The 19,762-nt window shown below is 34.5% G+C and carries 22 protein-coding genes; 4 read left to right on the top strand and 18 right to left on the bottom strand.

Annotated features, from left to right (window positions below):
- Nucleotides 1-21: 21 nt before the first annotated feature.
- Together ACQKM9_RS14175 and ACQKM9_RS14170 are read right to left on the bottom strand one after the other, a co-directional pair.
- Complete coding sequence (locus ACQKM9_RS14175; protein WP_427734990.1) at nt 22-783, bottom strand: dimethylarginine dimethylaminohydrolase family protein; 762 nt, start codon at nt 781-783, stop codon at nt 22-24.
- 13 nt (nt 784-796) lie between these two features.
- Nucleotides 797-1,666, bottom strand: a complete 870-nt coding sequence (locus tag ACQKM9_RS14170) for a dimethylarginine dimethylaminohydrolase family protein (protein WP_427734989.1) — start codon at nt 1,664-1,666, stop codon at nt 797-799.
- Between the two features lie 134 nt (nt 1,667-1,800).
- On the opposite strand from ACQKM9_RS14170, the gene ACQKM9_RS14165 reads away from it, so the two are divergent.
- Nucleotides 1,801-2,532, top strand: coding sequence for an IclR family transcriptional regulator (locus tag ACQKM9_RS14165; RefSeq protein WP_427734988.1), 732 nt, complete (start codon nt 1,801-1,803; stop codon nt 2,530-2,532).
- Nucleotides 2,533-2,712: 180 nt separating this feature from the next.
- Here the strand turns inward: ACQKM9_RS14165 and ACQKM9_RS14160 are convergent, their stop codons facing one another.
- Both ACQKM9_RS14160 and ACQKM9_RS14155 read right to left on the bottom strand, forming a co-directional pair.
- Nucleotides 2,713-3,012 (bottom strand): DUF3817 domain-containing protein, encoded by a 300-nt coding sequence (locus tag ACQKM9_RS14160; RefSeq protein ID WP_427734987.1) that lies wholly within the window; start codon nt 3,010-3,012, stop codon nt 2,713-2,715.
- A 353-nt stretch (nt 3,013-3,365) separates the two neighbouring features.
- On the bottom strand, nt 3,366-3,830 hold the full coding sequence (locus ACQKM9_RS14155; RefSeq protein ID WP_427734986.1) for a DUF2231 domain-containing protein: 465 nt from the start codon (nt 3,828-3,830) through the stop codon (nt 3,366-3,368).
- 319 nt (nt 3,831-4,149) lie between these two features.
- Here ACQKM9_RS14155 and ACQKM9_RS14150 point away from each other — a divergent pair, with 319 nt between their 5' ends.
- Together ACQKM9_RS14150 and ACQKM9_RS14145 are read left to right on the top strand one after the other, a co-directional pair.
- Complete coding sequence (locus ACQKM9_RS14150; RefSeq protein WP_427734985.1) at nt 4,150-4,827, top strand: response regulator transcription factor; 678 nt, start codon at nt 4,150-4,152, stop codon at nt 4,825-4,827.
- Nucleotides 4,820-6,058: a sensor histidine kinase gene (locus tag ACQKM9_RS14145; protein WP_427734984.1), complete on the top strand. Its 1,239-nt coding sequence runs from the start codon at nt 4,820-4,822 to the stop codon at nt 6,056-6,058. The genes ACQKM9_RS14150 and ACQKM9_RS14145 overlap by 8 nt, the downstream gene beginning before the upstream one ends.
- 75 nt (nt 6,059-6,133) lie before the next feature.
- Here ACQKM9_RS14145 and ACQKM9_RS14140 read toward each other — a convergent pair whose 3' ends face one another.
- The 6 genes from ACQKM9_RS14140 to ACQKM9_RS14115 form a co-directional block, all read right to left on the bottom strand.
- On the bottom strand, nt 6,134-6,667 hold the full coding sequence (locus ACQKM9_RS14140) for a ferric reductase-like transmembrane domain-containing protein (RefSeq protein WP_427734983.1): 534 nt from the start codon (nt 6,665-6,667) through the stop codon (nt 6,134-6,136).
- A gap of 3 nt (nt 6,668-6,670) precedes the next feature.
- The gene (locus tag ACQKM9_RS14135; RefSeq protein WP_427735072.1) at nt 6,671-7,576 is read right to left on the bottom strand and encodes an FAD:protein FMN transferase; all 906 of its coding nucleotides are present in this window, start codon (nt 7,574-7,576) and stop codon (nt 6,671-6,673) included.
- Between the two features lie 5 nt (nt 7,577-7,581).
- Nucleotides 7,582-7,836: a hypothetical protein gene (locus tag ACQKM9_RS14130; protein WP_427734982.1), complete on the bottom strand. Its 255-nt coding sequence runs from the start codon at nt 7,834-7,836 to the stop codon at nt 7,582-7,584.
- Between the two features lie 14 nt (nt 7,837-7,850).
- The gene (locus ACQKM9_RS14125) at nt 7,851-8,504 is read right to left on the bottom strand and encodes a stalk domain-containing protein (protein WP_427734981.1); all 654 of its coding nucleotides are present in this window, start codon (nt 8,502-8,504) and stop codon (nt 7,851-7,853) included.
- Between the two features lie 336 nt (nt 8,505-8,840).
- Complete coding sequence (locus ACQKM9_RS14120; protein WP_427734980.1) at nt 8,841-9,167, bottom strand: nucleoside triphosphate pyrophosphohydrolase; 327 nt, start codon at nt 9,165-9,167, stop codon at nt 8,841-8,843.
- 658 nt (nt 9,168-9,825) lie between these two features.
- Nucleotides 9,826-9,984, bottom strand: a complete 159-nt coding sequence (locus ACQKM9_RS14115; RefSeq protein ID WP_427734979.1) for a hypothetical protein — start codon at nt 9,982-9,984, stop codon at nt 9,826-9,828.
- A 248-nt stretch (nt 9,985-10,232) separates the two neighbouring features.
- Between ACQKM9_RS14115 and ACQKM9_RS14110 the strand changes: the two genes are divergently transcribed.
- Nucleotides 10,233-10,382 carry a hypothetical protein gene (locus ACQKM9_RS14110; RefSeq protein WP_427734978.1) on the top strand — a complete coding sequence of 50 codons (150 nt, stop codon included), beginning with the start codon at nt 10,233-10,235 and terminating at the stop codon, nt 10,380-10,382.
- Between the two features lie 83 nt (nt 10,383-10,465).
- Here the strand turns inward: ACQKM9_RS14110 and ACQKM9_RS14105 are convergent, their stop codons facing one another.
- The 8 genes from ACQKM9_RS14105 to ACQKM9_RS14070 form a co-directional block, all read right to left on the bottom strand.
- Nucleotides 10,466-12,184, bottom strand: coding sequence for a class I adenylate-forming enzyme family protein (locus ACQKM9_RS14105; RefSeq protein ID WP_427734977.1), 1,719 nt, complete (start codon nt 12,182-12,184; stop codon nt 10,466-10,468).
- Nucleotides 12,185-12,340: 156 nt separating this feature from the next.
- Entirely contained in the window at nt 12,341-13,150 is an 810-nt protein-coding gene (locus tag ACQKM9_RS14100; protein WP_427734975.1) for an enoyl-CoA hydratase/isomerase family protein, read from the bottom strand.
- A gap of 102 nt (nt 13,151-13,252) precedes the next feature.
- Nucleotides 13,253-14,314, bottom strand: a complete 1,062-nt coding sequence (locus ACQKM9_RS14095) for a zinc-dependent alcohol dehydrogenase (RefSeq protein ID WP_427734974.1) — start codon at nt 14,312-14,314, stop codon at nt 13,253-13,255.
- Nucleotides 14,315-14,354: 40 nt separating this feature from the next.
- The gene (locus ACQKM9_RS14090; RefSeq protein WP_427734973.1) at nt 14,355-15,119 is read right to left on the bottom strand and encodes an SDR family NAD(P)-dependent oxidoreductase; all 765 of its coding nucleotides are present in this window, start codon (nt 15,117-15,119) and stop codon (nt 14,355-14,357) included.
- A 30-nt stretch (nt 15,120-15,149) separates the two neighbouring features.
- The gene (lpdA, locus tag ACQKM9_RS14085) at nt 15,150-16,541 is read right to left on the bottom strand and encodes a dihydrolipoyl dehydrogenase (RefSeq protein ID WP_427734972.1); all 1,392 of its coding nucleotides are present in this window, start codon (nt 16,539-16,541) and stop codon (nt 15,150-15,152) included.
- 36 nt (nt 16,542-16,577) lie between these two features.
- Nucleotides 16,578-17,789 (bottom strand): dihydrolipoamide acetyltransferase family protein, encoded by a 1,212-nt coding sequence (locus tag ACQKM9_RS14080; protein WP_427734971.1) that lies wholly within the window; start codon nt 17,787-17,789, stop codon nt 16,578-16,580.
- An 11-nt stretch (nt 17,790-17,800) separates the two neighbouring features.
- Complete coding sequence (locus ACQKM9_RS14075) at nt 17,801-18,772, bottom strand: alpha-ketoacid dehydrogenase subunit beta (RefSeq protein ID WP_427734970.1); 972 nt, start codon at nt 18,770-18,772, stop codon at nt 17,801-17,803.
- A 15-nt stretch (nt 18,773-18,787) separates the two neighbouring features.
- Complete coding sequence (locus tag ACQKM9_RS14070) at nt 18,788-19,747, bottom strand: thiamine pyrophosphate-dependent dehydrogenase E1 component subunit alpha (protein ID WP_427734969.1); 960 nt, start codon at nt 19,745-19,747, stop codon at nt 18,788-18,790.
- Between the last annotated feature and the right edge of the window lie 15 nt (nt 19,748-19,762).

The raw sequence follows: 19,762 nt of genomic DNA, 5'->3' as shown, positions 1-19,762 counted from the left end.
CATCCCACCCCATGTATGTTTTTAAAAGCGAAGTGACAAGCAGCTTAAGCCACCATCTTGTTTTTGGAACTCACTCATCGGTAATTCAATAACGCTATAACCTGCTTGTTCAATTTTTTGTTTTGTCGCTGGGTAACCCGCAGGAATAATGACAAAATCATTGACTAAAATGCAGTTTGCTGAATATTCATCTTCTTTTGGAATAACGATTTTGTCGTATGATGAAAATAGTTCGTCTTCAACAAATTCCCCAGCTAAAACCATTTTGTTGTCACCTAAATAAGCAATTCCAGTTTTCAAATGGAAGAATTCTTTAAGTGGTACAATATGAGCCACATAATCTTCTTTTTCTAAAATAGCTTTTAATTGTTCAGCACCTTGTTGATTTGTACGCTCTGAAATACCAATGTAAAAAGTATTATCTGCTTGTAATACATCGCCACCATCTAATGTGCCAGGATTTTCAATGTAATAGATTTTTTCAAATAAGCCTTTTAATACTTGTTCCATTTCGACAATTTCACCATTACGACTAGCTGCACCTGGGTTTGATACGACTGCAAAATCTTTTGTTAAGACAGCAGTATCCTCTACAAAAGTAGAATCTGGGAACGCTTCATCTGCTTTTAAATAAGTAACCTCTACTCCACAAGTTTTTAACGCTTCTTCATAAGCTTCATGCTGCACTAATAACTCTTCGTAATTTGGTATACCTAAATCAGAAGTTGTTAATCCTTCTACATAACTTTTACCTGGTTTTTTTACAATAACATTTGAAAACATATATATATCCCCCTTAGTATCTTTCGACTGGGCAAGTTAAACACGTTGGCCCGCCTGTCCCTTTTACTGTGATTTCATCGCCTTTATACGTATAAACTGTTGCGCCTGCTTCTTTCAATAGTTGTTCTGTAACCGGGTTACCAACAGGTAATACACATACTCTTGGTGCAAGTGCTAAAACATTACAACCAAGTGAATCGTATTCATCATTTGGTACTTCGATTAGTGTAAAGCCTTTTTCTAAAAGCCATTGACGCAAGAAGACTGGCATTAATCTTGAGTGTACAACCGCTAAATCCTTATCCACTATGCTGATAAAAGACATCAAATGTAAGCAAGCTTCTTCACCTAAATCATGTGGTAAAGGAACAATCATCACTTCATCTACAAAAGGCTTGAGGATTTCTGTAAGCTGACGAATCGCTTCATCATTCGTACGATAGCCTCTTCCTATTGCTACTGTCCGCTCATTTAACCAGACGATATCCCCACCATCTGAAATAGCTTCCCCTTTTAAGCTACCGATGATTGGTATCTCCTTTTCTGTCAAAAACTCTTTAAACACATCTGCTTCAGGTTGTCGCAATTCTTTTCCAGAACGTAAGATGATAGCTCCGTGCGGTGTGAATTTCACTGGATCATGTGCATATAAAGAATCCAAACCGACAATTTCGTTTTGTGGTAAGAAATCAATCGTTTCAACATGTTTTCTTAAAATATCTAGAAACGATTCGTACTCATTTATAGCTTCTTTTAAATTTGGCTCACTGAGATAAAAATATTTCTCCCAATTCTCCTGAAGATGCTGTTGGTTAATAAAAGCAGCCTCGGGACTTTTCACAATGACACGTTTTAAAGGTGCATACATTGAATCACAAAACATACTTACCCTCCCCCTTTCCGATGATCGGAAAATTTTTCCGTTAAAAGGAAACTATATATTTAGAATATATGAAAAATATATTATAATGTCAATATATTTCAATAAATCTGAAAATATAATTAGGGGTGAATTTAATGCAGACGATAGATCGGATAATGCAAGTAATTGGTATAGTATCCAATGTAAAAGAAGATGGGATTACTATAACCGAATTAACACAACAAACCAAATTACCATTGGCAACTCTGCACCGTATGCTCTCTTCACTAATTGAACATAGACTAATAGTTCAAGATAACGAAACAAAAAAATACCAACTAGGTAATGTTTGGTTAGAATTTGGACTTCAACTTTATGATCGCTTCGATTATGTATCGACCATTCGTCCTGAATTAGATCGATTGGCCAATATCGTCAATGAAAGTGTTTATTTAAGTAAACCAATTGGAACTGAAGCAATGGTGATTGAACGGATTGATGCGCCTAATAATCGAATACGAATTGTCGATCAATTGGGTATGAGAATACCGATGCATATTGGAGCCGCTAACAAATCTATGCTTGCCTGTATGTCCAAATCGCAAATACATGAATGTGTAAAAAAAGCAGTAACACCAAAGGAATTGGAAGGATTGTTTGAGAAATTGTTAGTAATTCAGGCTAATGGTTATGCAATCAGTTATGAGGAGAAAACAGAAGGTACAGCTTCCATAGCAGCACCTATCCGCCAAAGAAATGGTGAAGTACTAGGCGCAGTAAGTATAGGCGTTCTACAATTTACACTTTCTGAGGAACGTATTGAGTTTTTAAAGCAGGAGTTGTTGCAAACTACAGCCGGAATTTCACAACAACTTGGTTTTTTATAAGATTTAAATTCAAGAAAAAAACCTTTTGCTCCCCTTTCTTATACAATTGCGTTATTAAAGAACTAAGCATACTTGGATTGTTCTAAAGAAGACATTTCGCTTAAGTTTTATCAATATCTCTCAAATTCATATTGTTTAAAAATAACTACAAAAAAGCCTGACAATTAATTGTCAGGCTTTTTAATAACGCTGTTCAAGCTTATTTAATTTGAAATCAAATATAAAATTTCCAAATGGTATAAATGCTACTGCAAATGCAAGTAATGACCAAATAACATTCCAACGAACACGAATTGTTACATATAAAATAACTAAAACGTAAGCAACGAAGATGAAACCATGTGTTGCGCCAGCAATGCGAACAGCCATCGGAATATCCAACATATACTTCATAGGCATAGCAATAAATAATAATATTAATAGCGAAAAGCCGTCAAAATAGCCAGCTAACTTCAGCTGACCAACAGGATTTTTTAGCATAATTTCTCTCCTACAAACAACTTACTACGATAAAATCTGAAGTTACTACTAGCTTATCGAATTTTACAGTACCGTACAATATTGTTTGTATTAAGAAAGTAGGTTATGTCTGATTAATGACTAAAGAATTCGGATTCGTTTTTCAAAATGAAGATGGCATAGTTTTCAAAGGATTTGTATGATGTTACTATACTTTTCAACTCTTATGAAATAGTAAACATCCACGGATTATGTATTTTTTCCGTGCGACAACTAAAATTCATTTTATAGGGATGTAAATTGTAGATGACAGACGTCGGAGAGTGATTGAACAAGTTTGTGGAACATGACCATTCGTTTTATAAAAAATACGATTATTTAGAAGTGTTATCGATAATGATGTTGTCGTTTTCATAAACAATTTTTCCACCTAAGTCACCTGTAATTGCTAGAGATACTATACCTGATATACTTAGAAATACAATAACAATTGAAATTAATCCTTTATTTATTTGTGATCCATTCCAGCTTAAAAGGGAGTACTTGAACATGATTTTGACAATCGCTAGTATACCGAATAATATGATGGAAATATTGGCAAAAAACGCATGTAATTCTACCTGGTCATGAAAACCACGTCCCCAGTTTTGAAAAGCAAACTCTTCTGCTCCCTCCCCACTTAAAAGTGCAAATATTCCTGATATAACTCCAAATGTTATCAAAAGCGTTCCGAATTTGTTGAGCGTTTCCTTTTTGAAAAAAACATTTACAATTTCAATTACTGCTCCAAATACAAGTAGCGCTATAGGAAAATGGACAATCAATGGATGTAAAGGCATTAAGATCAATCTCCTTTCTTTTTTTAATCGTACTCATTCAGACTGAAAAGCGTCTGAAATTTTTATATACTTTTTAGTTATTCATTTTGTTTTGCTTCTATTAGTAAGGCTCTATTAAGGTTTTGATGAATCTGCTTGGGTATGTGAATTTTTTTGGGGGTAGAGTTCATATTATATGGAGCAAAGTCATTCACTTGTTTAACCAGTTTCCATTATAATGAAAAATAATTACCAACCGAACTATTTTTTTCAGTTTCTTTTCATTAATGGCGTGTACAATTTTATACATGATGTATGACTTAAAAGAGGTGAAATAGTTGTGAAAATACTTTTAGCAGAAGATGATGCCAGATTAAGGAAGAATTTAGTTCAAATAATAAAACGTGAAATTCACCAAGTTGATTCAGTGGATAATGGGCAAGATGCAGTAGATTATGCTATGTGTGATGAATATGACCTGCTTATTTTAGATTGGATGATGCCAAACCTTAGTGGTATGGAAGTCTGTCAGGAAGTAAGACGTAAGGGATACACTGGGGGCATATTGATGCTGACTGCAAAAGATGACACAGCCGATATTATTCGAGGGTTAGACATGGGGGCAGATGATTATTTAGTAAAACCAGTTAAAATGGAAGAACTACTTGCACGAATTCGGGCATTATTACGAAGAAAAGATAGACCTATTGAACAAGTTGTAAAAGTAGATGACTTCCTATTGCAATTAGATTCACGTAAACTATTACGAAACAATGTAGAAATTGAATTAACAAAAAAAGAGTTTCTCCTATTAGAATATTTATTTATTAATAAAGGTCGAGTATTAACACGTGATCAAATTTCTTTACATATATGGGGATATGATCAAGTTATCTCGAATAATGCACTCGATGCTCTAGTCAAGCTTGTCCGAAAAAAGATAGATGAAAACGACCAACAATCAATTATTCAAAATGTAAGAGGAATTGGCTACAAATTGAGAGATTCTTATGTTTAATCGTATAAGGAAAAAGTTAACGCTGTTGTATGCTGCATGTTATTTCCTATTTATCCTCGTTTTTATCGTTGTGCTCTATTTTTCACTTTCTAAACTGATGGAAAATGAGCAAATAAAAGAACTTGAATCCTACTATCTAAAAGAACAACACGATTTTTTCGAACACAAACATGATAAAGAGAAACATTTGACCTATGATCCAAACCGTAATTTCTTTTATTATATCTATACAAAAGATCATGTATTAGTACATGGGGACGAGTCATTTAAGGGATTGTATAAAGAACTTGAACATCTATTCCAACAAGAGGATGCTGCAAAAAGTACTAAACGTCATTTAGAGTCGCAAGAGCAACATTATCTATTATTAAAAAAACCTATAAAAAATTCAAATGAAGTTGAAGGTTATATCATTTTAGGAAAATCTATTACAGCACAATATCACTTTTTCCAAAAGATGAGTTGGTTGCTAGTTGTTTTAACTTGTATTTTCTCATTATTCATCGGATTACTTAGTAACTATTTAGCTGGAAAAGCCATGATTCCTATTAAACAATCGTTCGATAAGCAGAAAAAATTCGTCTCTGATGCATCACATGAATTAAGAACGCCTCTAAGCGTTTTTTATAGCTCATTGGATTTATTAGAGACAGATGAAGCACAGAAATTGAGTCCTTTTGGAAAAGAATTAATTGTTGATTTAAAAGAAGAATCTCAATTAATGAAAGACCTATTGGAGAAATTATTATTCCTAGCACGTCACGATCAAAATCATATCCCTTTGAACAAGGATGTTATTCATCTTTCTGAGTTACTAACAAATTTGGGGAATAAATTTGAAAGAACTATTTCTTTGTCAGTGACATTTACCCAAAATATAAATAAGAACGTCAAATTTTACTGTGATTCTACTAGAATTCAAGAATTAATCTATATTTTGCTGGATAACGCCGTTCAGTATACAAGAGAAGGAACTATTTCATTAACACTTTTACAAGGAGAATCTTCAATTAAAATCCTTGTGCAAGATACTGGAATGGGCATTCATCAAGAGGATCTTCCCTTAATTTTTAATCGCTTCTATCGTAGTGATTCTGCTCGACAACGAAACGGTACAGGTTTAGGACTTTCTATCGCAAAAGCGATTGTCGAACAACATAATGGAACAATTCATGTAGCTAGTCAAATTGGACAAGGTACAACATTCACTGTTTCTTTTCCCACTCTATAGAAAAAAATCGAGCGCTTTGTATTCTTTCACGAAAGATATTACAAAGCGCTTTTTTATAGTTTCTATATTCACTTATCATTGGAGTACCGCCCTTTTTTGATCCGCCATACGTAAAATCAAGATGAATACTGTTATATTCGCTGTTACGCCATAAAATAGTAGAATAAAAACATTTCCGGTATCGGTACCAATAAATAAGCCGTGGACGAGAGATAAAATCCATGCAGGTAATACAAGGAAATGTGTTTTTTTCCATATGTTACGGTTCATTTTTTGTAACCATAGATCTGACGTAATCATCACAACGAAAAACAAATAAAAAGCAATTGTGCCTAAACTAGATAGGAAGGGCTTATAACCAGAATTAAATGGTAGGATAATTTCCAATATAGTATAAGGTTCATAATGATCAATGAGTAATAAAAGCAAATGCGCCAATAAAATGAGTAAGCCCATCCACCCTGCACTTTGATGGATTTGATAGATTAAGTTTTTATTTGACTTTACATATGAAGACTTTCTTAACAAACCAAATATGACTGCTATCGTAAAATAAAAGTAGGCGAGAAATCCAAAAATGCGAATCCATTCCCATGTGTTACTGAACATCTGCTACCCTCCTTTTGACCTTTTCCAATACCCCTCTGTATCTTCTTTTACTACAAACCTTGCACATTGTTGATAGTTTTTTTCAAACCACAGTTGCTGTTCATCTTCATTTAGCAGAAAGCATAGTTTAGCCCCTACTTCTGCTTCACATAATGAATCGCTGATGACTGTGGCTTGAATTACTTCTGTTCTCGCAATTTCTCCTGTTTGTCCATTGAGTAGATGATGCTTTTTTGTATTTGCCTGCGTCCAACTTCTATATAAACAATTAGAAGTCGCGATAGCACCCGTTTTCATCTTGATAAAGCTGATTTCACGATTTTTATCAAGTGGATGTGCAATACCAATTGTCCATTCTTTTTTTCCATCAGACCACATCTTCATATCACCACCACCGTCAACAATACCGTATTCAGTATATCCTTGGCTTTGAAGCCATAACGCTACTCTTTCTATTGCATACCCTTTTGCAAAACCACCTAAATCAACTTCTTGGTTAGCCAATTTCAGTACTTTTTGATTGTGTAAAAATCTAAAAGGAAGATTATTTACTGTGTCTATTTTTATATGTTCATGAGCAATGCTCTCTATCGGAAATGATTGATTATAACCATGTTGTTCTAACTGGCGTTTTAAATAAGGTGAAAATAACCCATCTGAAAGAAGGTAATAGTGATTTGCTTTACTTAGGCAATCGAATAATAAAGTTGAAATTTGCATTGTGTTTCCTACTTTTAAACGGTTCAATTTAGATAGCTCATTGTTATCTTCGAATCTAGACCACTCTTTGGCCACAAATTGAAGCCATTTCTCTACTTTTTCTTTCCAATCTGGCTGATTTTTTTCTGGAACCGCTATATAAAAGTCTGTATTCATCAAATGAAGAGACAGTGTATCCATCTGGTTCATCACACCTATGACCTCCGCGTTTTACGATCACTATGTACAGGTGATTGCTCAACCGCTTCTATTTCAAAATTTGTCCAATCAAGTTTTACAAACTCTTTTTCTTTTTTCGTCATTTGATTCTCTTGTTCAGTAGTAAAATTATAGGTGGTTGTATTGTTCGCTTCAGTCTGTGTTATATCTTTCATTTGTGTTAATAACAATGCAGATAACATGACCCCAGATGTCCCTAATATCCATTTTGCTTTCTTTTGATCTTTCATACCATCCCCCCTATTTAGGATAATTTTTGGCATAAAAACATATTGTCTCTTTCTTGCCATTCAACTACATATCCTAAGCCATTTACAATTGCACTTAATGGCAAATAAATTTCCTCATTTATATAAAAAGAAATTGCTGGTAAAGGCATTTTAACATTGTTTTCGTAGACCACGTTCGTGTTCGCACGGAATAATAATTTTGTTTCTTTAGAAGTCACCTCTAAAATTCTACTAGTTTTATAAAATGATGCTTTTGCGCCTAAAAACTCTGAAACTACTTTACCTTGAACAAAAAACTCCCCGTCTTTTGGAATTACGTAAATATCCCTAATGGCGTTATTTGTACTAATTTTCAACTGGACTGTTTTAGAATCGGTAAAAGGTAAGTTCTCTTTATTTTTTGCTAAGTTTCTTGTCCAGATATTCCAAGTACCTTTTTCAATAGTCTTTAGTTCATCGTCATCACCTGATTCATCGTATTCGTATTCATCTTCATACAGATCTTCATAATAGTAATCTTCATCATCATCGTATTCATACTCCTCCTCATCATCTTCGTATGCATCTTCATACTTATTTTTGTGGTCATCATCAGCTTTCACTATGCTCCCGTCTACTAATGTCCCACAAAAGAAAAGCATTACAGCTAAGCGAATTTTTTTATACATTTGATCACCTTCACTATTTATTTGATTTCATTTTAATTGTTTATTATGAAATTCAACTGAAAATTTGAGGGAGGAGGTAGTTTTTTCTTTATGAGGGGAGTATAGATTGATGTATATAAAAAACAGCTTATGCATTTGGGCATAAGCTGTTCTTCAATATTAATATGATGCACGTTTACACTCTTCCAATTTCATCATCTTCTTTTCAAAGTATGTATGCAACCGATAGTTACAAATTTGTAAAGTCCATTCATAAAGGAGTTCTTGAGCTTCTTTTGAAACATTGAATGGTGTTAGAGTAAAGTGTATTACTTAATAAATGCTAGTTACTTTAGGTCAGACATCCTCTACTTCTATTAAATAGATACCTTTTGAGAATCCACCTCGTTTTTCCTTTTTCGATAAACGAATCTGTTCCAGTTCCTCGTAAGAAACCCCATAAACAGCCAATGAAGCATGCATTAATTCTAATATATCTGCGAGCTCTTCAACTGCGTCTTTTTGTACTTCTGCTTCTTTATATTCAATTGCTTCTTCTATCATTTTTAATTTTAATTCTGTTAAATATTCTTTTGGTTCTAAAATACGAGTTGTACATTCTTTTCCAGACTTCTCAATTACTTGAGGGATTAAATCTCGTACTAGTTTGTTGTATGTGGGCATTTTTGGTCACACCTCCTACAATCTACTTCCACAATTAGCAATGGTATTACCTATAATATAAAGGACTTATTTGCAGTTTACTATTAATAAAAAGACAAACATGGATTGGAAATCTCTTTACAATACTATTTTTACAACATAGATTAAATATAAAAATAAATAAAACACCATTCCGTTCGAAACCGATTCTTTTCCTAAAATAAGTTTCATTTTATTTATCGCGGTCATTTTATCAAAATGATCAATAGCGGGTATTATTTATAATCGTTTATGTTAGGAATCCCAAATTTAGTATAATTATAAAAAAGAAAGAAAAACTTTCAGAAAATGAATTAAAGGTTCTAGGAAGTATTAACACCTTATTAATCGCTTTTATATCAGTGTTTACAAGAATTTTTAATCCTTTAAAATTCACCAAATGCCATATACTAAATGTAACATTATTAGGACAATATTATAACTCTACTACTATCTGTTTCGTACCGTATAAGATAACTTGAACCTTTCCTTTGGTTCTTTGTTTACATATTCTTCACGAAATTTTACTGATATAGCATGCTTCTTCTGTTTCAATTTATAGTATTATTTCCTTTTATTTTACACTTCCGCACTTCCCTTAATTCCCCTGTGATAGTAAGAATCTAATCAACCTCAATTCTTAAGGAATTAATAGATTCTCTTGCTTTGAATAAATAGTCTTGATGATAAGTGCATAAATATTAGAACGTTTATGGTCAACTAAAATAGACATGTTACCATTTTCGATTCTACCTTTGTCGTATTTATCAAAGTATTCTTCGCATAATTTTTGTTGCACATTTCCATCTTCTTCAATACATCTGGTAATTCAAATACTAGCTGATTTACCTCTTATAAATTCAATTCTTGTATGAATATTTCATATCCCCTACTTTCCATTGACCATTCACTGACTAATCGTGTTTGTTTTTTATTCAAATATGAATAATTATATTTTTTAAAGTTTATTCATTTTACAATAGATAAACGGCGATGCTAAATGGTTGCACTATTAAGAACGAACTGGAAAGCTATATATGCTGCTGATTGGACACTAACAGACATAGTGAAAAAACAAATGAAACACTACCAAACGATAAACAGGCCTCTGTACAAAATATTTCTAACAAGTTAACTCGTGGCACTATTAAATACTGCGAAGTGAAGGATATTGCTGCTATAATAGGTATGAACTAAACTTGGACAGAAAAATAACAAAATAAAAGGAACCATACCTATTTCTTCCTAGGTATGGCCCACTACTTTTGAACATTATTCTCTTACTGTACCCTATCCTTCAAAATTCTTCTTAAAGTTTTGCCCATTGCATTTTTCGGAAGTTCCGGTATAAACTCAACGATTGTTGGGACTTTGTAGGTTGCGATTTCCTTCCGACAAAAATCCATAATATCTTGCTCAGTAACTTCACCTTGATATTCTTCCCATAAAACAACAAAGGCTTTAACTGTTTCAACTCTGTATTTATGCGGGACGCCCACTACTGCTACTTCACGTACACCATCATGTTGTAAAATCGCATTCTCTATTTCAATTGGAGCAACATTATATCCAGAAACAATAATAAGATCCTTCAATCTATCTACATAATGTAGAAAATCTTCATTGTCTATATAAGCTGCATCCCCAGTTCTGAACCATCCATCATATTGAAACGAGGCATTTGTCTCCTTAGGATTATTTAAATATCCTTTGGAAACTTGTAATCCCCTATAAAGTAGTTCGCCAACTTTTCCTCTAGGAAGTATGAGGCCATCCTCATCAATAATTTTCATTTCTCCTATAAAAGGAACCCCTACAGAAAATTCATTATTTTTATTCTTTAATCGGCTCCAAGTCCCCATAGTATTCGTCTCAGTACCGCCCCAACCTACCGTTAATTCTGACCCAATGCTCTCTTTCCATGATTGCATCAAAGTCTCTGATACTTTAGCAGCTCCTGCAGTCACCAGAGTCAAACTGCTTAGATCGAATTTTTTGAATTTTAAATATTGTAGTAATCCAATATAAAAAGTTGGTGGTCCAAATATCGCATTTACTTTATAATTTTGGATTGCTTCAAGTATGTCTTCCATATCTGCAATTGGCCTTAAAATAACAGTCCCACCTAAATAAAAGGTTGGTAATTGAAAAACTAAATATCCTCCGGTGTGATTCATAGGTAAAAAAGTTAGATTTATTGGCATATCTATTTTCATAAGGTGGGCATGAGTTATCGTATTATGCACTAAATTAAAATGGGTTGTCATAGATCCTTTTGGTTTCCCAGTAGTACCAGAAGTGTAGATAACTTTAGCAATATCTTCTTTTGGATTAATATCCACTTCAAACTCTTTCACTGTGGCACTATTTATTAATTTCTGGAAATCCAATGTGTTATCTATTTTTACTTTTGGAAAATCCCAATAAGTTCTCAATGAATCGTAAACCTTAAAGTCCGGTGAAGCATAATCTTTAATATTAGTGACAATAACATTCTTTAATTCTAGTTCTTCTCTTAAATTATTAAAATAATGATAAAACACATCTAATACAATTACTGTAGTCGCACCACAGTCTTTAATTTGAAACGATATTTCTTTTTCTTTAAACATTACATTAATCGGTGCTGAAATCGCACCAACTTTTGCTATAGCAAAGAAACTTACCCAATGCTGAAGTGATGGGGGAAGCATTGGACAAATTGTATCCCCCTTCTTAATCCCTAAATCAATTAATTGTGAGGCTAATCTATTAACCAATACATCAAATTCCTTGTAAGTTATTTCATTGTCCAAATAGATGATTGCTACTTGGTCTCCATGCTGTTCCACACTTTTTTTGAACATGTTATATATAGATATTCTAGGGAAATCAGCAATAGGATCATCCCATGATGGGTCATAGATAACATAAGAATCATTGTCACAATACGTTTCTGCATCGGTTATCCACTGCTCCGGATAGCCTATTCTCTTATAAAAATCTTTCGCTATATGCATTTTTATCAACCTTCCATAAGTATGGTTTTGTTCTATAGCAGTTACAGCGGGGCTAATTCCTCGCCATTTCAAAACTGAAAATTATAGAGATGAATATCCAATGGTGAAATTTTGTTTGTGTAATTCTTAATTGTCATCCCAATATGGACAAAAATTTTATATTCCATTGTTGCTGAAATTCGGTTGTCGCTTTTCAACAAAAGAACCTGCTCCTTCATAATGCTTATCTTCGCGTAAAAACATTGTCATTACACCTTCACTTTCAATAAAAGTCTGCTCTTCAAGAGTTCTTCCCACTCCGCGTACTATCGTTTCTTTATCAATACGAAGGGCTCCTTGAGGCAATTTACATATTGATTGTGCAAGTTCTCGTGCTCTTGACATGACTTCATTTTGAGGTACTACTTCATTAATTAGCCCTATGCGCAGTGCTTCCTCTGCGTCTATTTCTCTGCCTGTAATAATAAGCTCCATCGCTCTGGCATAACCAACCATTAATGGCAATCTCACACAAAGACCATCACCTGCAACAATATTCCAACGTCTTTCTAATGCTCCAAATTTAGCATCTTCCGAAGAAATACGAATATCACCCAACATAATATTTTCTAATCCAGCTGCAACAGCATACCCGTTTATTGCTACAATAATAGGTTTGAAAATATCAAATCTCTTTGTATAACCACAATACCCCTCTGAATTCCTTATATCTTTTCTAAATTGATCTAGCTGAGGACGCTCCCTCAGTGCTGCAGCATCATTTAAATCCCATCCAGCTGAAAATGCCTTATCCCCTGCTCCTGTATAAATTGCTACTAGTGCTTCGTCATCATCTCTGAATGCTTTAAAAGCATGATGAAGCTCAAAGTTTGTTTCATTATCGATACAGTTAAGGACTTCTGGACGGTTAATCGTTATAGTCACCACATTATTTTCTTTTTCATATTTAATTTTATTATAATTCATTACAATCTCTCCCTTAATAATAATATTTTATAACTGTAGTATGATTAGTTTTCAATCGATATTGATTTTTCACTATCTTAGTTTACTGAAATTACTGAATTATCAAATTTTAATTATAACTTTCAACGCAGTAGGATCTTTTACTAGCGTTTGAAATGCTTCGTTTACTTGATCTAAAGAAAACCTATGGGTAATTAGTGATTCAACATTAACTGCACTTTTATTCAAATAATCAATTCCACTAGGAATCATCGAACCTAATATACCTATTACACGTAAATCTTTATAAATAATTTTACTAGAATCAATTGTTACATCTTTTTCCGGAAGTGCTACTAGACCTACAACTCCTTTGCTTCTAGCAAAAGACAGGGCTTGATTTAGTGTATTCGTACCCCCAGCTGCATCAATAACAATATCTGCCATTCCACCTTCTCCAAAATGATGTCTTCCTTTTCCGGTATGTTGTTGAATCTCATAAAGAATAGCATCTGTTTCATTTGCATTTATTACTACATCTGCACCTACATTTTGGGCTGCTTTTAATCTTTCATCCATAATTTCAGTAACAATAACTTTTTCTACCGGATTATTTTTCATTAATTGCGTAATAATATTTCCTATAAAGCCAGCTCCAATTATGACAACTTTATCTTGTTCGGTAGGTTTTGTTCGAAGCAATGTATAAGCCGCAGTTCCTATAGGTTCTGCCATAGCTGCTTCTTCGTCAGTCACATAATCTGGAATCTCGAACACGTTTTCATTTAGCACAGCGTTTTGGATTTTCATAAATTCCGCCAAAGCTCCTGGTTCACCGTAGCCGGAGTAGGATTTAAAAAGATCTGGGCATAGACGATAAGATTTCCGAGTACACCAGTAACATTTCCCACAATAAGAAACGGTAAATCCAGTCACTCTACTTCCCAATTTAATATCCTTTACATCCGCACCAATCTTTACTACCTCACCACAAAATTCATGCCCCATTATTTGTTCAGGGAAGGAATAAAGCCCTGTCTTATACGAGTGTAAATCCGAACCACAAATGCCTACTGCTCGAATCTTCAGTAAAATATCATAATTACCAATTTCAGGAATATCCATTTCTTTAATTCGGATATCACCAACTCCATGAAGCACGGCAGCTTTCATTTTTCCATCCATTCTCACTACCTCCTTTCTAAATAAAATGATCTATACAGTTTTAGCAATTCCCTGCACCGCCATCGATATACAAGATTTGACCTGTAAGGTAATTGGAAGCATCTGAGGCAAGGAATACAATGGACCCCTTCAGTTCTTCGGCTTTTCCAGTACGGCCAATCGGTGTTCTATCAATAACTGATTGAAACGATTCATCTGTATGATTGATAAAATCTGCAACTCCCGTATCCATAAAGCCAGGAGCAATTGCATTTACATTAATATTGTATTTGCCCCATTCATAAGCAAGTGTTTTTGTAAGGCTATTAAGAGCTGCCTTTGTAATGGAATATGCGCCTAATCCTTCCATAGATACGGTTGAAGCAGATGAAGATACGTTAATAATCTTTCCTTTTTTTCTTGCAATCATATGCTCACTTACTGCTTGTGCACATTGTAGAGCACCTATTAGATTGACATCCATTATTTTTTTAAATCCTGCTATTTTAACTTTTTCCATTGGAGCCATAAATGGGCTAATTCCGGCATTATTAATGAGCACATCTATTGATCCAAAGCGCTCTAAAACTTCAGTTACTAGATTCCACACACTTTTTTCATCTGATATATCTAGTTGAACTACTGCTCCCTTCCCTCCTTTTGACTCGATTTCTTTCAACACATTATTACATTTCTCTACATTACGACTAGCAATAATTACATTTGCTCCATAATCGGCTAGTGCATGAACCAGCGAAATTCCGATTCCACTACCTCCGCCTGTAACAATTACCGTTTTGCCCGATAAATCAAACAAATTATTCATTTTCCTTTCACTCCTTTCACTTTTTCGTATTCAAAAATGTAGTGGCTTTCCTAATGCTAGGAGTGAAACCTCTTTCAACATTTCTGACAAGGATGGATGTGGATGGATCGTGTTTGCAATTTCATCAACCGTCGCTTCCAGAGTCATAGCTAATGTACCAGCGGTTATCATCTCGTTTATTTTAGGGCCTACTATAGCAATCCCTAAAACTTCACCATATTTTTTCTCGATTATGATTTTAACGATTCCCTCTGTTTGTCCATTTCCATTAATTAATGCTTTTGCATTAGCCTGCAATGGATATATAAATGCTTCTACATTGTCAAAAAGCTCTTTCGCTTTATCTTCTGTTAAGCCAACTGAACAAATTTCAGGAGATGTAAATATCGTACGTGGAACAGCTTCATACTTCATCTCTTTGACATTTCCCGCGATGATTTCTGCTGCTGCAATTCCTTCATCATAAGCAACATGAGCGAGTTGTGGTCCCGGTGTGATATCCCCTACCGCATATATATTTTCAACGTTTGTTTGCATCTTGTCGTTCACTCTTATAAACCCTTTTATCGTTTCAACCTTGGTATTTTCAATGCATAAGAGTTCTGCATTACTAACCCTTCCAGTTGATACCAGTACCTTTTCAGCAGTTAGATAATGTGTACCACTGTCATTTCCCACTGTAAGCTCAACATCATTTTCATTAACAAATCCATCTACAACCTTAGTTGATAAGTAAAACTCAACTCCCTTTTTTTCAAGAGATTCTTTTAAATATCCAACTATTTCTTGATCTTCATTAGCTAAAATCTTTGAGTCAAGTTCAACTACTGAAACATGTACACCTATTTGAGAGAAAATGCTAGCGAATTCCATGCCAATAACTCCTGCTCCTACAATGACAATACTCTTTGGCATCGAAACCCATGATAGAACTTCAGTACTACTTACAATTTTATCTCCATCAAAAGGAAGCATAAATTGGGATGGTCTAGTTCCAGCGGCAATAATGATATGATTTCCTTCTATTGTAAGGTCTTCATGTGGTCGTTGGACTTTCAATAATTTGTCCGAAATAAATGTAGCTTCTCCATAAATAACTTCCACATTATTTTTTTTCAAAAGTTGTTTTACGCCCGCAGATAACTGATCAATAATTTTATTTTTACGATTTTGTAATACTTGAAAATCAATATTTCCCATACTTATTTCAATTCCAAAGTTTTTCGACTCCATAATGTTTTTTAGGGTATTAGTAAACTCAATGAGATGCTTTGTTGGGACACAACCAACATTTAAACAAGTACCTCCTAATGCACTTTTTTCAATTAAAAGCGCTTTCATTCCAAGCTGACTAGCTCTTATTGCCGAAGAATATCCACCAGGGCCTCCTCCTATTACAACAACGTCCCACTTTGCTTCCATAACATAGCCCCCTACATTACCAATATATAGCGCTTTTTAAACAAATAATATTTTCGGATTATTAATAATTCGTTTAAATTCATTTTGAAAGTCTCCGGCAATCTTTCCATCTATTAAACGATGGTCCACCGTGAAACTATAGCCCAAGACTTCACCAATAACTATTTCTCCATCGCGAACAACTGGCTTTTGGCTAATCGCACCAATTCCTAAAATACCTACTTCCGGTAGATTTAAAATAGGTGTTCCAAAATACCCGCCAAAGCTCCCAAAATTAGTAATGGTAAAAGTACCATCAGCTATTTGATCTGGAGTAAGGGTACCTTTTCTCGCCTTTTCTATTAGTGTGTTACTTTGTTTATGGATTTCTCCTAATGATAGCTTATCGGTATTCTTAATTACTGGGACGATTAAACCATTTTCTACCGCGACCGCGATACCAATGTTGATATTTTCCCAAATAATGATTTGCTCATTCTGAATGCTAGCATTTAGAATAGGAAGTCTTCTCAATATAGTGGCTACAATTTTAATAAACAGATCATTATAAGAAATTTTAAAGCCTAACTCTTCTTGCAATTCCTCATTAATCGAATCCCTAAATGCTACTAACTTATGAACATCAATTTCATTGATATCCGTCATTTGTGCTGTTGACTGTAAGCTTTTCATCATTGTTTCTGCAATTACTTTTCTCATTCCTTTTAACGGATGGATTTCTTTGATTTTTTTAACAGGTTGTGCAAATAGATTATCCGATTGTTCTTTTTTTAATAGCCCTGTATTTTCGCTTTCCTTTTGTTGCCCTTGGAACTCCAAAATGTCTCGTTTTAAAATAGCACCAGAACTCCCACTTCCACATACGTCTGCTAAGTTAATAGCTTTATCCTTAGCCATTTTTCTAGCAAGTGGCGATGCCTTTTGCCTTTCCTCATGTTTACTCAAGGAATCATCATTCTGCTTTTCCTGCTTGTGATTCGAGTCCATACTTTGCAATCTTTGATATTCTTCCTTACTTTCTGCTATTTGGGCTACAACTTTTCCGATTTCATATTCCGTTCCCTCACGTCCGAGAATATGCAAGTATCCTGAGGCTGGTGCTTCAATTTCATTAGTTATTTTTTCCGTCTGGATCACAAGTATTGCATCATTAATATCAATCCAGCTTCCTTCATCTCTTTTCCATTCATCTATATTTGCACTTTGCATTTCAGCACCTAACTTCGGAATAATAATATCTGTAATCATAGTTTCCCCTCCTATTCACACAAACTTTTTATTTCAGATACTATCTTTTCTACTGTAGGGTAAAGATAATCCTCTAGTTCACCAACTGGAATAGGAGAAAATACGCTTGCAATTCTTTTGATTGGCGCATCCAAGTCATAAATAGCTTCTTCCGCGATAATGCTGGAAATCTCAGCCCCAAAGCCGCTTTCTTTTACAGCTTCATGTACAATTGCTACACGATTTGTTTTTTTGACTGATTTCAATATAGCTTCTTTATCTAAAGGGAGTAGCGTTCGAAGATCAACCACTTCTACATCTATTCCAATATCCGATAGCTTCACAGCAGCTTCCAGCGATGTATGAACCATTCGACCATAAGTAATAATTGTTACATCTTTTCCTTGACGCTTAATGTCAGCCTTACCTAGCGGGATAGTGTACTCCTCATCAGGAACTTCTCCCTTTACACCGAGTAATGATTTATGTTCGAGAAACACGACTGGATTATCATCTCTTATAGAGGATATTAATAGCCCTTTCACGTCATAAGGTGTTGATGGATATACAACCTTTAACCCCGGAACATGTGTTAACCAACTCTCTAAAGTTTGAGAATGATGTGCCCCTGCTCGAAAGCCACCACCTGCTAAAGCACGAACTACCAGTGGTACTTTTATTTTCCCACCTGATAAATAAAAGGTTTTTGCCGCTTGATTCGTTAATTGTTCCATGGCAATCGTGATAAAATCCATAAACATTAAATCAACGATTGGTCGATAACCAGCAATTGCTGAACCGACTGCAAGACCCATTATTGCTTCTTCACTAATTGGAGTATCCTTCACTCTTAAATCTCCATGTTTTGTATGTAAATTTCTAGTTATTCCAAAAACCCCACCTGGCTTACCAATGTCCTCTCCAACTAAAAATACTTTTTCATCTCTCGACATTTCTTCATCCAAAGCATGATTAATTGCCCAACGAAAACTAATATTAGTCATAGTAGTAACCTCCCCTTAAGCATAGACATTTGATAATACATCGCTTTGAGACGGATATTCTGAATTCAAGGCAAATTCAACTGCTTCCTCAATCTCATCATCAATAGCTTTTTCGAGACGTTCGATCGTTTGTAAATCAATTATTGACGTATCCAATAGTTCTTTTTTGAAGGTTACTATTGGGTCACGTTTTGCCCACTTTTCTACTTCTTCCTTCGTTCTATACTCCATCGGATCCCCTTCATAATGACCTTTCAGTCTATACGTTTTTGCTTCAATCAGGGTAGGACCTTTTCCGCTCCTAGCTTTCTCCACTGCTTTTTCAATTACTTCATAGCACTCAAGTGGATCATAGCCATCTATAACAATTCCTTCAATTCCGTAAGCAACTGCACGATCCGCAACATTTTCTAGCTTCATCTGTTCATGCTGTGGGGAAAATTCTGCATAATAATTATTTTCACAAATAAAAACAATAGGAAGATCCCAAATCGATGCCATATTTATTGCTTCATGGAAAGTACCTCGATTACTCCCCCCCTCACCAAAACCGCAAATGACAACTTTATTGTCATCTGACAACTTGCTACTATAAGCAAGACCGACACCGATTGGAATATTACTACCAATAATTCCTCCCGTTCCATAAACATTCGTTACTGGGTCCATAATGTGCGCTTCTCCACCGAAGCCGTTACAACAACCTGTTTTTTTACCCATGATTTCTGCTAATAAAAACTTAGCAGCTAACCCTCTTCCTAAAATGGATGAGCGTGAACGATGATACGGAACTAAGTAATCATTTTCCTTTAAAATAAGAGATATCGCAGAACCCGTAGACTCATGGCCTTTACAAGAATGAATCCATCCTGCTAATTTATTTTCGGCGAATAATTTATCGAGAGCATCTTCAAACTTTCTAGATAAATACATTCTTCGATACAACTCTATTTTCTCTTCATTATTTAAAGACATATAATCCCTTCTTTC

It is taken from the genome of Viridibacillus sp. NPDC093762 (assembly GCF_050279675.1).
In the GTDB taxonomy this organism is placed as follows: Bacteria; Bacillota; Bacilli; order Bacillales_A; family Planococcaceae; genus Viridibacillus.
Note: the sequence above shows the minus strand (reverse complement) of the source record. Positions and strands in the feature narration are given on the sequence as shown.

Coding starts and splice junctions, on each gene's coding strand:
- ACQKM9_RS14080 (WP_427734971.1), bottom strand. CDS start 17,789: ATGATTACAGATATTATTATTCCGAAGTTAGGTGCTGAAATGCAAAGT.
- ACQKM9_RS14175 (WP_427734990.1), bottom strand. CDS start 783: ATGTTTTCAAATGTTATTGTAAAAAAACCAGGTAAAAGTTATGTAGAA.
- lpdA (WP_427734972.1), bottom strand. CDS start 16,541: ATGGAAGCAAAGTGGGACGTTGTTGTAATAGGAGGAGGCCCTGGTGGA.
- ACQKM9_RS14140 (WP_427734983.1), bottom strand. CDS start 6,667: ATGTTCAGTAACACATGGGAATGGATTCGCATTTTTGGATTTCTCGCC.
- ACQKM9_RS14125 (WP_427734981.1), bottom strand. CDS start 8,504: ATGTATAAAAAAATTCGCTTAGCTGTAATGCTTTTCTTTTGTGGGACA.
- ACQKM9_RS14135 (WP_427735072.1), bottom strand. CDS start 7,576: ATGAACCAGATGGATACACTGTCTCTTCATTTGATGAATACAGACTTT.
- ACQKM9_RS14105 (WP_427734977.1), bottom strand. CDS start 12,184: ATGCATATAGCGAAAGATTTTTATAAGAGAATAGGCTATCCGGAGCAG.
- ACQKM9_RS14120 (WP_427734980.1), bottom strand. CDS start 9,167: ATGCCCACATACAACAAACTAGTACGAGATTTAATCCCTCAAGTAATT.
- ACQKM9_RS14070 (WP_427734969.1), bottom strand. CDS start 19,747: ATGTCTTTAAATAATGAAGAGAAAATAGAGTTGTATCGAAGAATGTAT.
- ACQKM9_RS14130 (WP_427734982.1), bottom strand. CDS start 7,836: ATGAAAGATCAAAAGAAAGCAAAATGGATATTAGGGACATCTGGGGTC.
- ACQKM9_RS14160 (WP_427734987.1), bottom strand. CDS start 3,012: ATGCTAAAAAATCCTGTTGGTCAGCTGAAGTTAGCTGGCTATTTTGAC.
- ACQKM9_RS14075 (WP_427734970.1), bottom strand. CDS start 18,772: ATGACTAATATTAGTTTTCGTTGGGCAATTAATCATGCTTTGGATGAA.
- ACQKM9_RS14145 (WP_427734984.1), top strand. CDS start 4,820: ATGTTTAATCGTATAAGGAAAAAGTTAACGCTGTTGTATGCTGCATGT.
- ACQKM9_RS14100 (WP_427734975.1), bottom strand. CDS start 13,150: ATGAATTATAATAAAATTAAATATGAAAAAGAAAATAATGTGGTGACT.
- ACQKM9_RS14155 (WP_427734986.1), bottom strand. CDS start 3,830: ATGCCTTTACATCCATTGATTGTCCATTTTCCTATAGCGCTACTTGTA.
- ACQKM9_RS14095 (WP_427734974.1), bottom strand. CDS start 14,314: ATGGATGGAAAAATGAAAGCTGCCGTGCTTCATGGAGTTGGTGATATC.
- ACQKM9_RS14165 (WP_427734988.1), top strand. CDS start 1,801: ATGCAGACGATAGATCGGATAATGCAAGTAATTGGTATAGTATCCAAT.
- ACQKM9_RS14090 (WP_427734973.1), bottom strand. CDS start 15,119: ATGAATAATTTGTTTGATTTATCGGGCAAAACGGTAATTGTTACAGGC.
- ACQKM9_RS14170 (WP_427734989.1), bottom strand. CDS start 1,666: ATGTTTTGTGATTCAATGTATGCACCTTTAAAACGTGTCATTGTGAAA.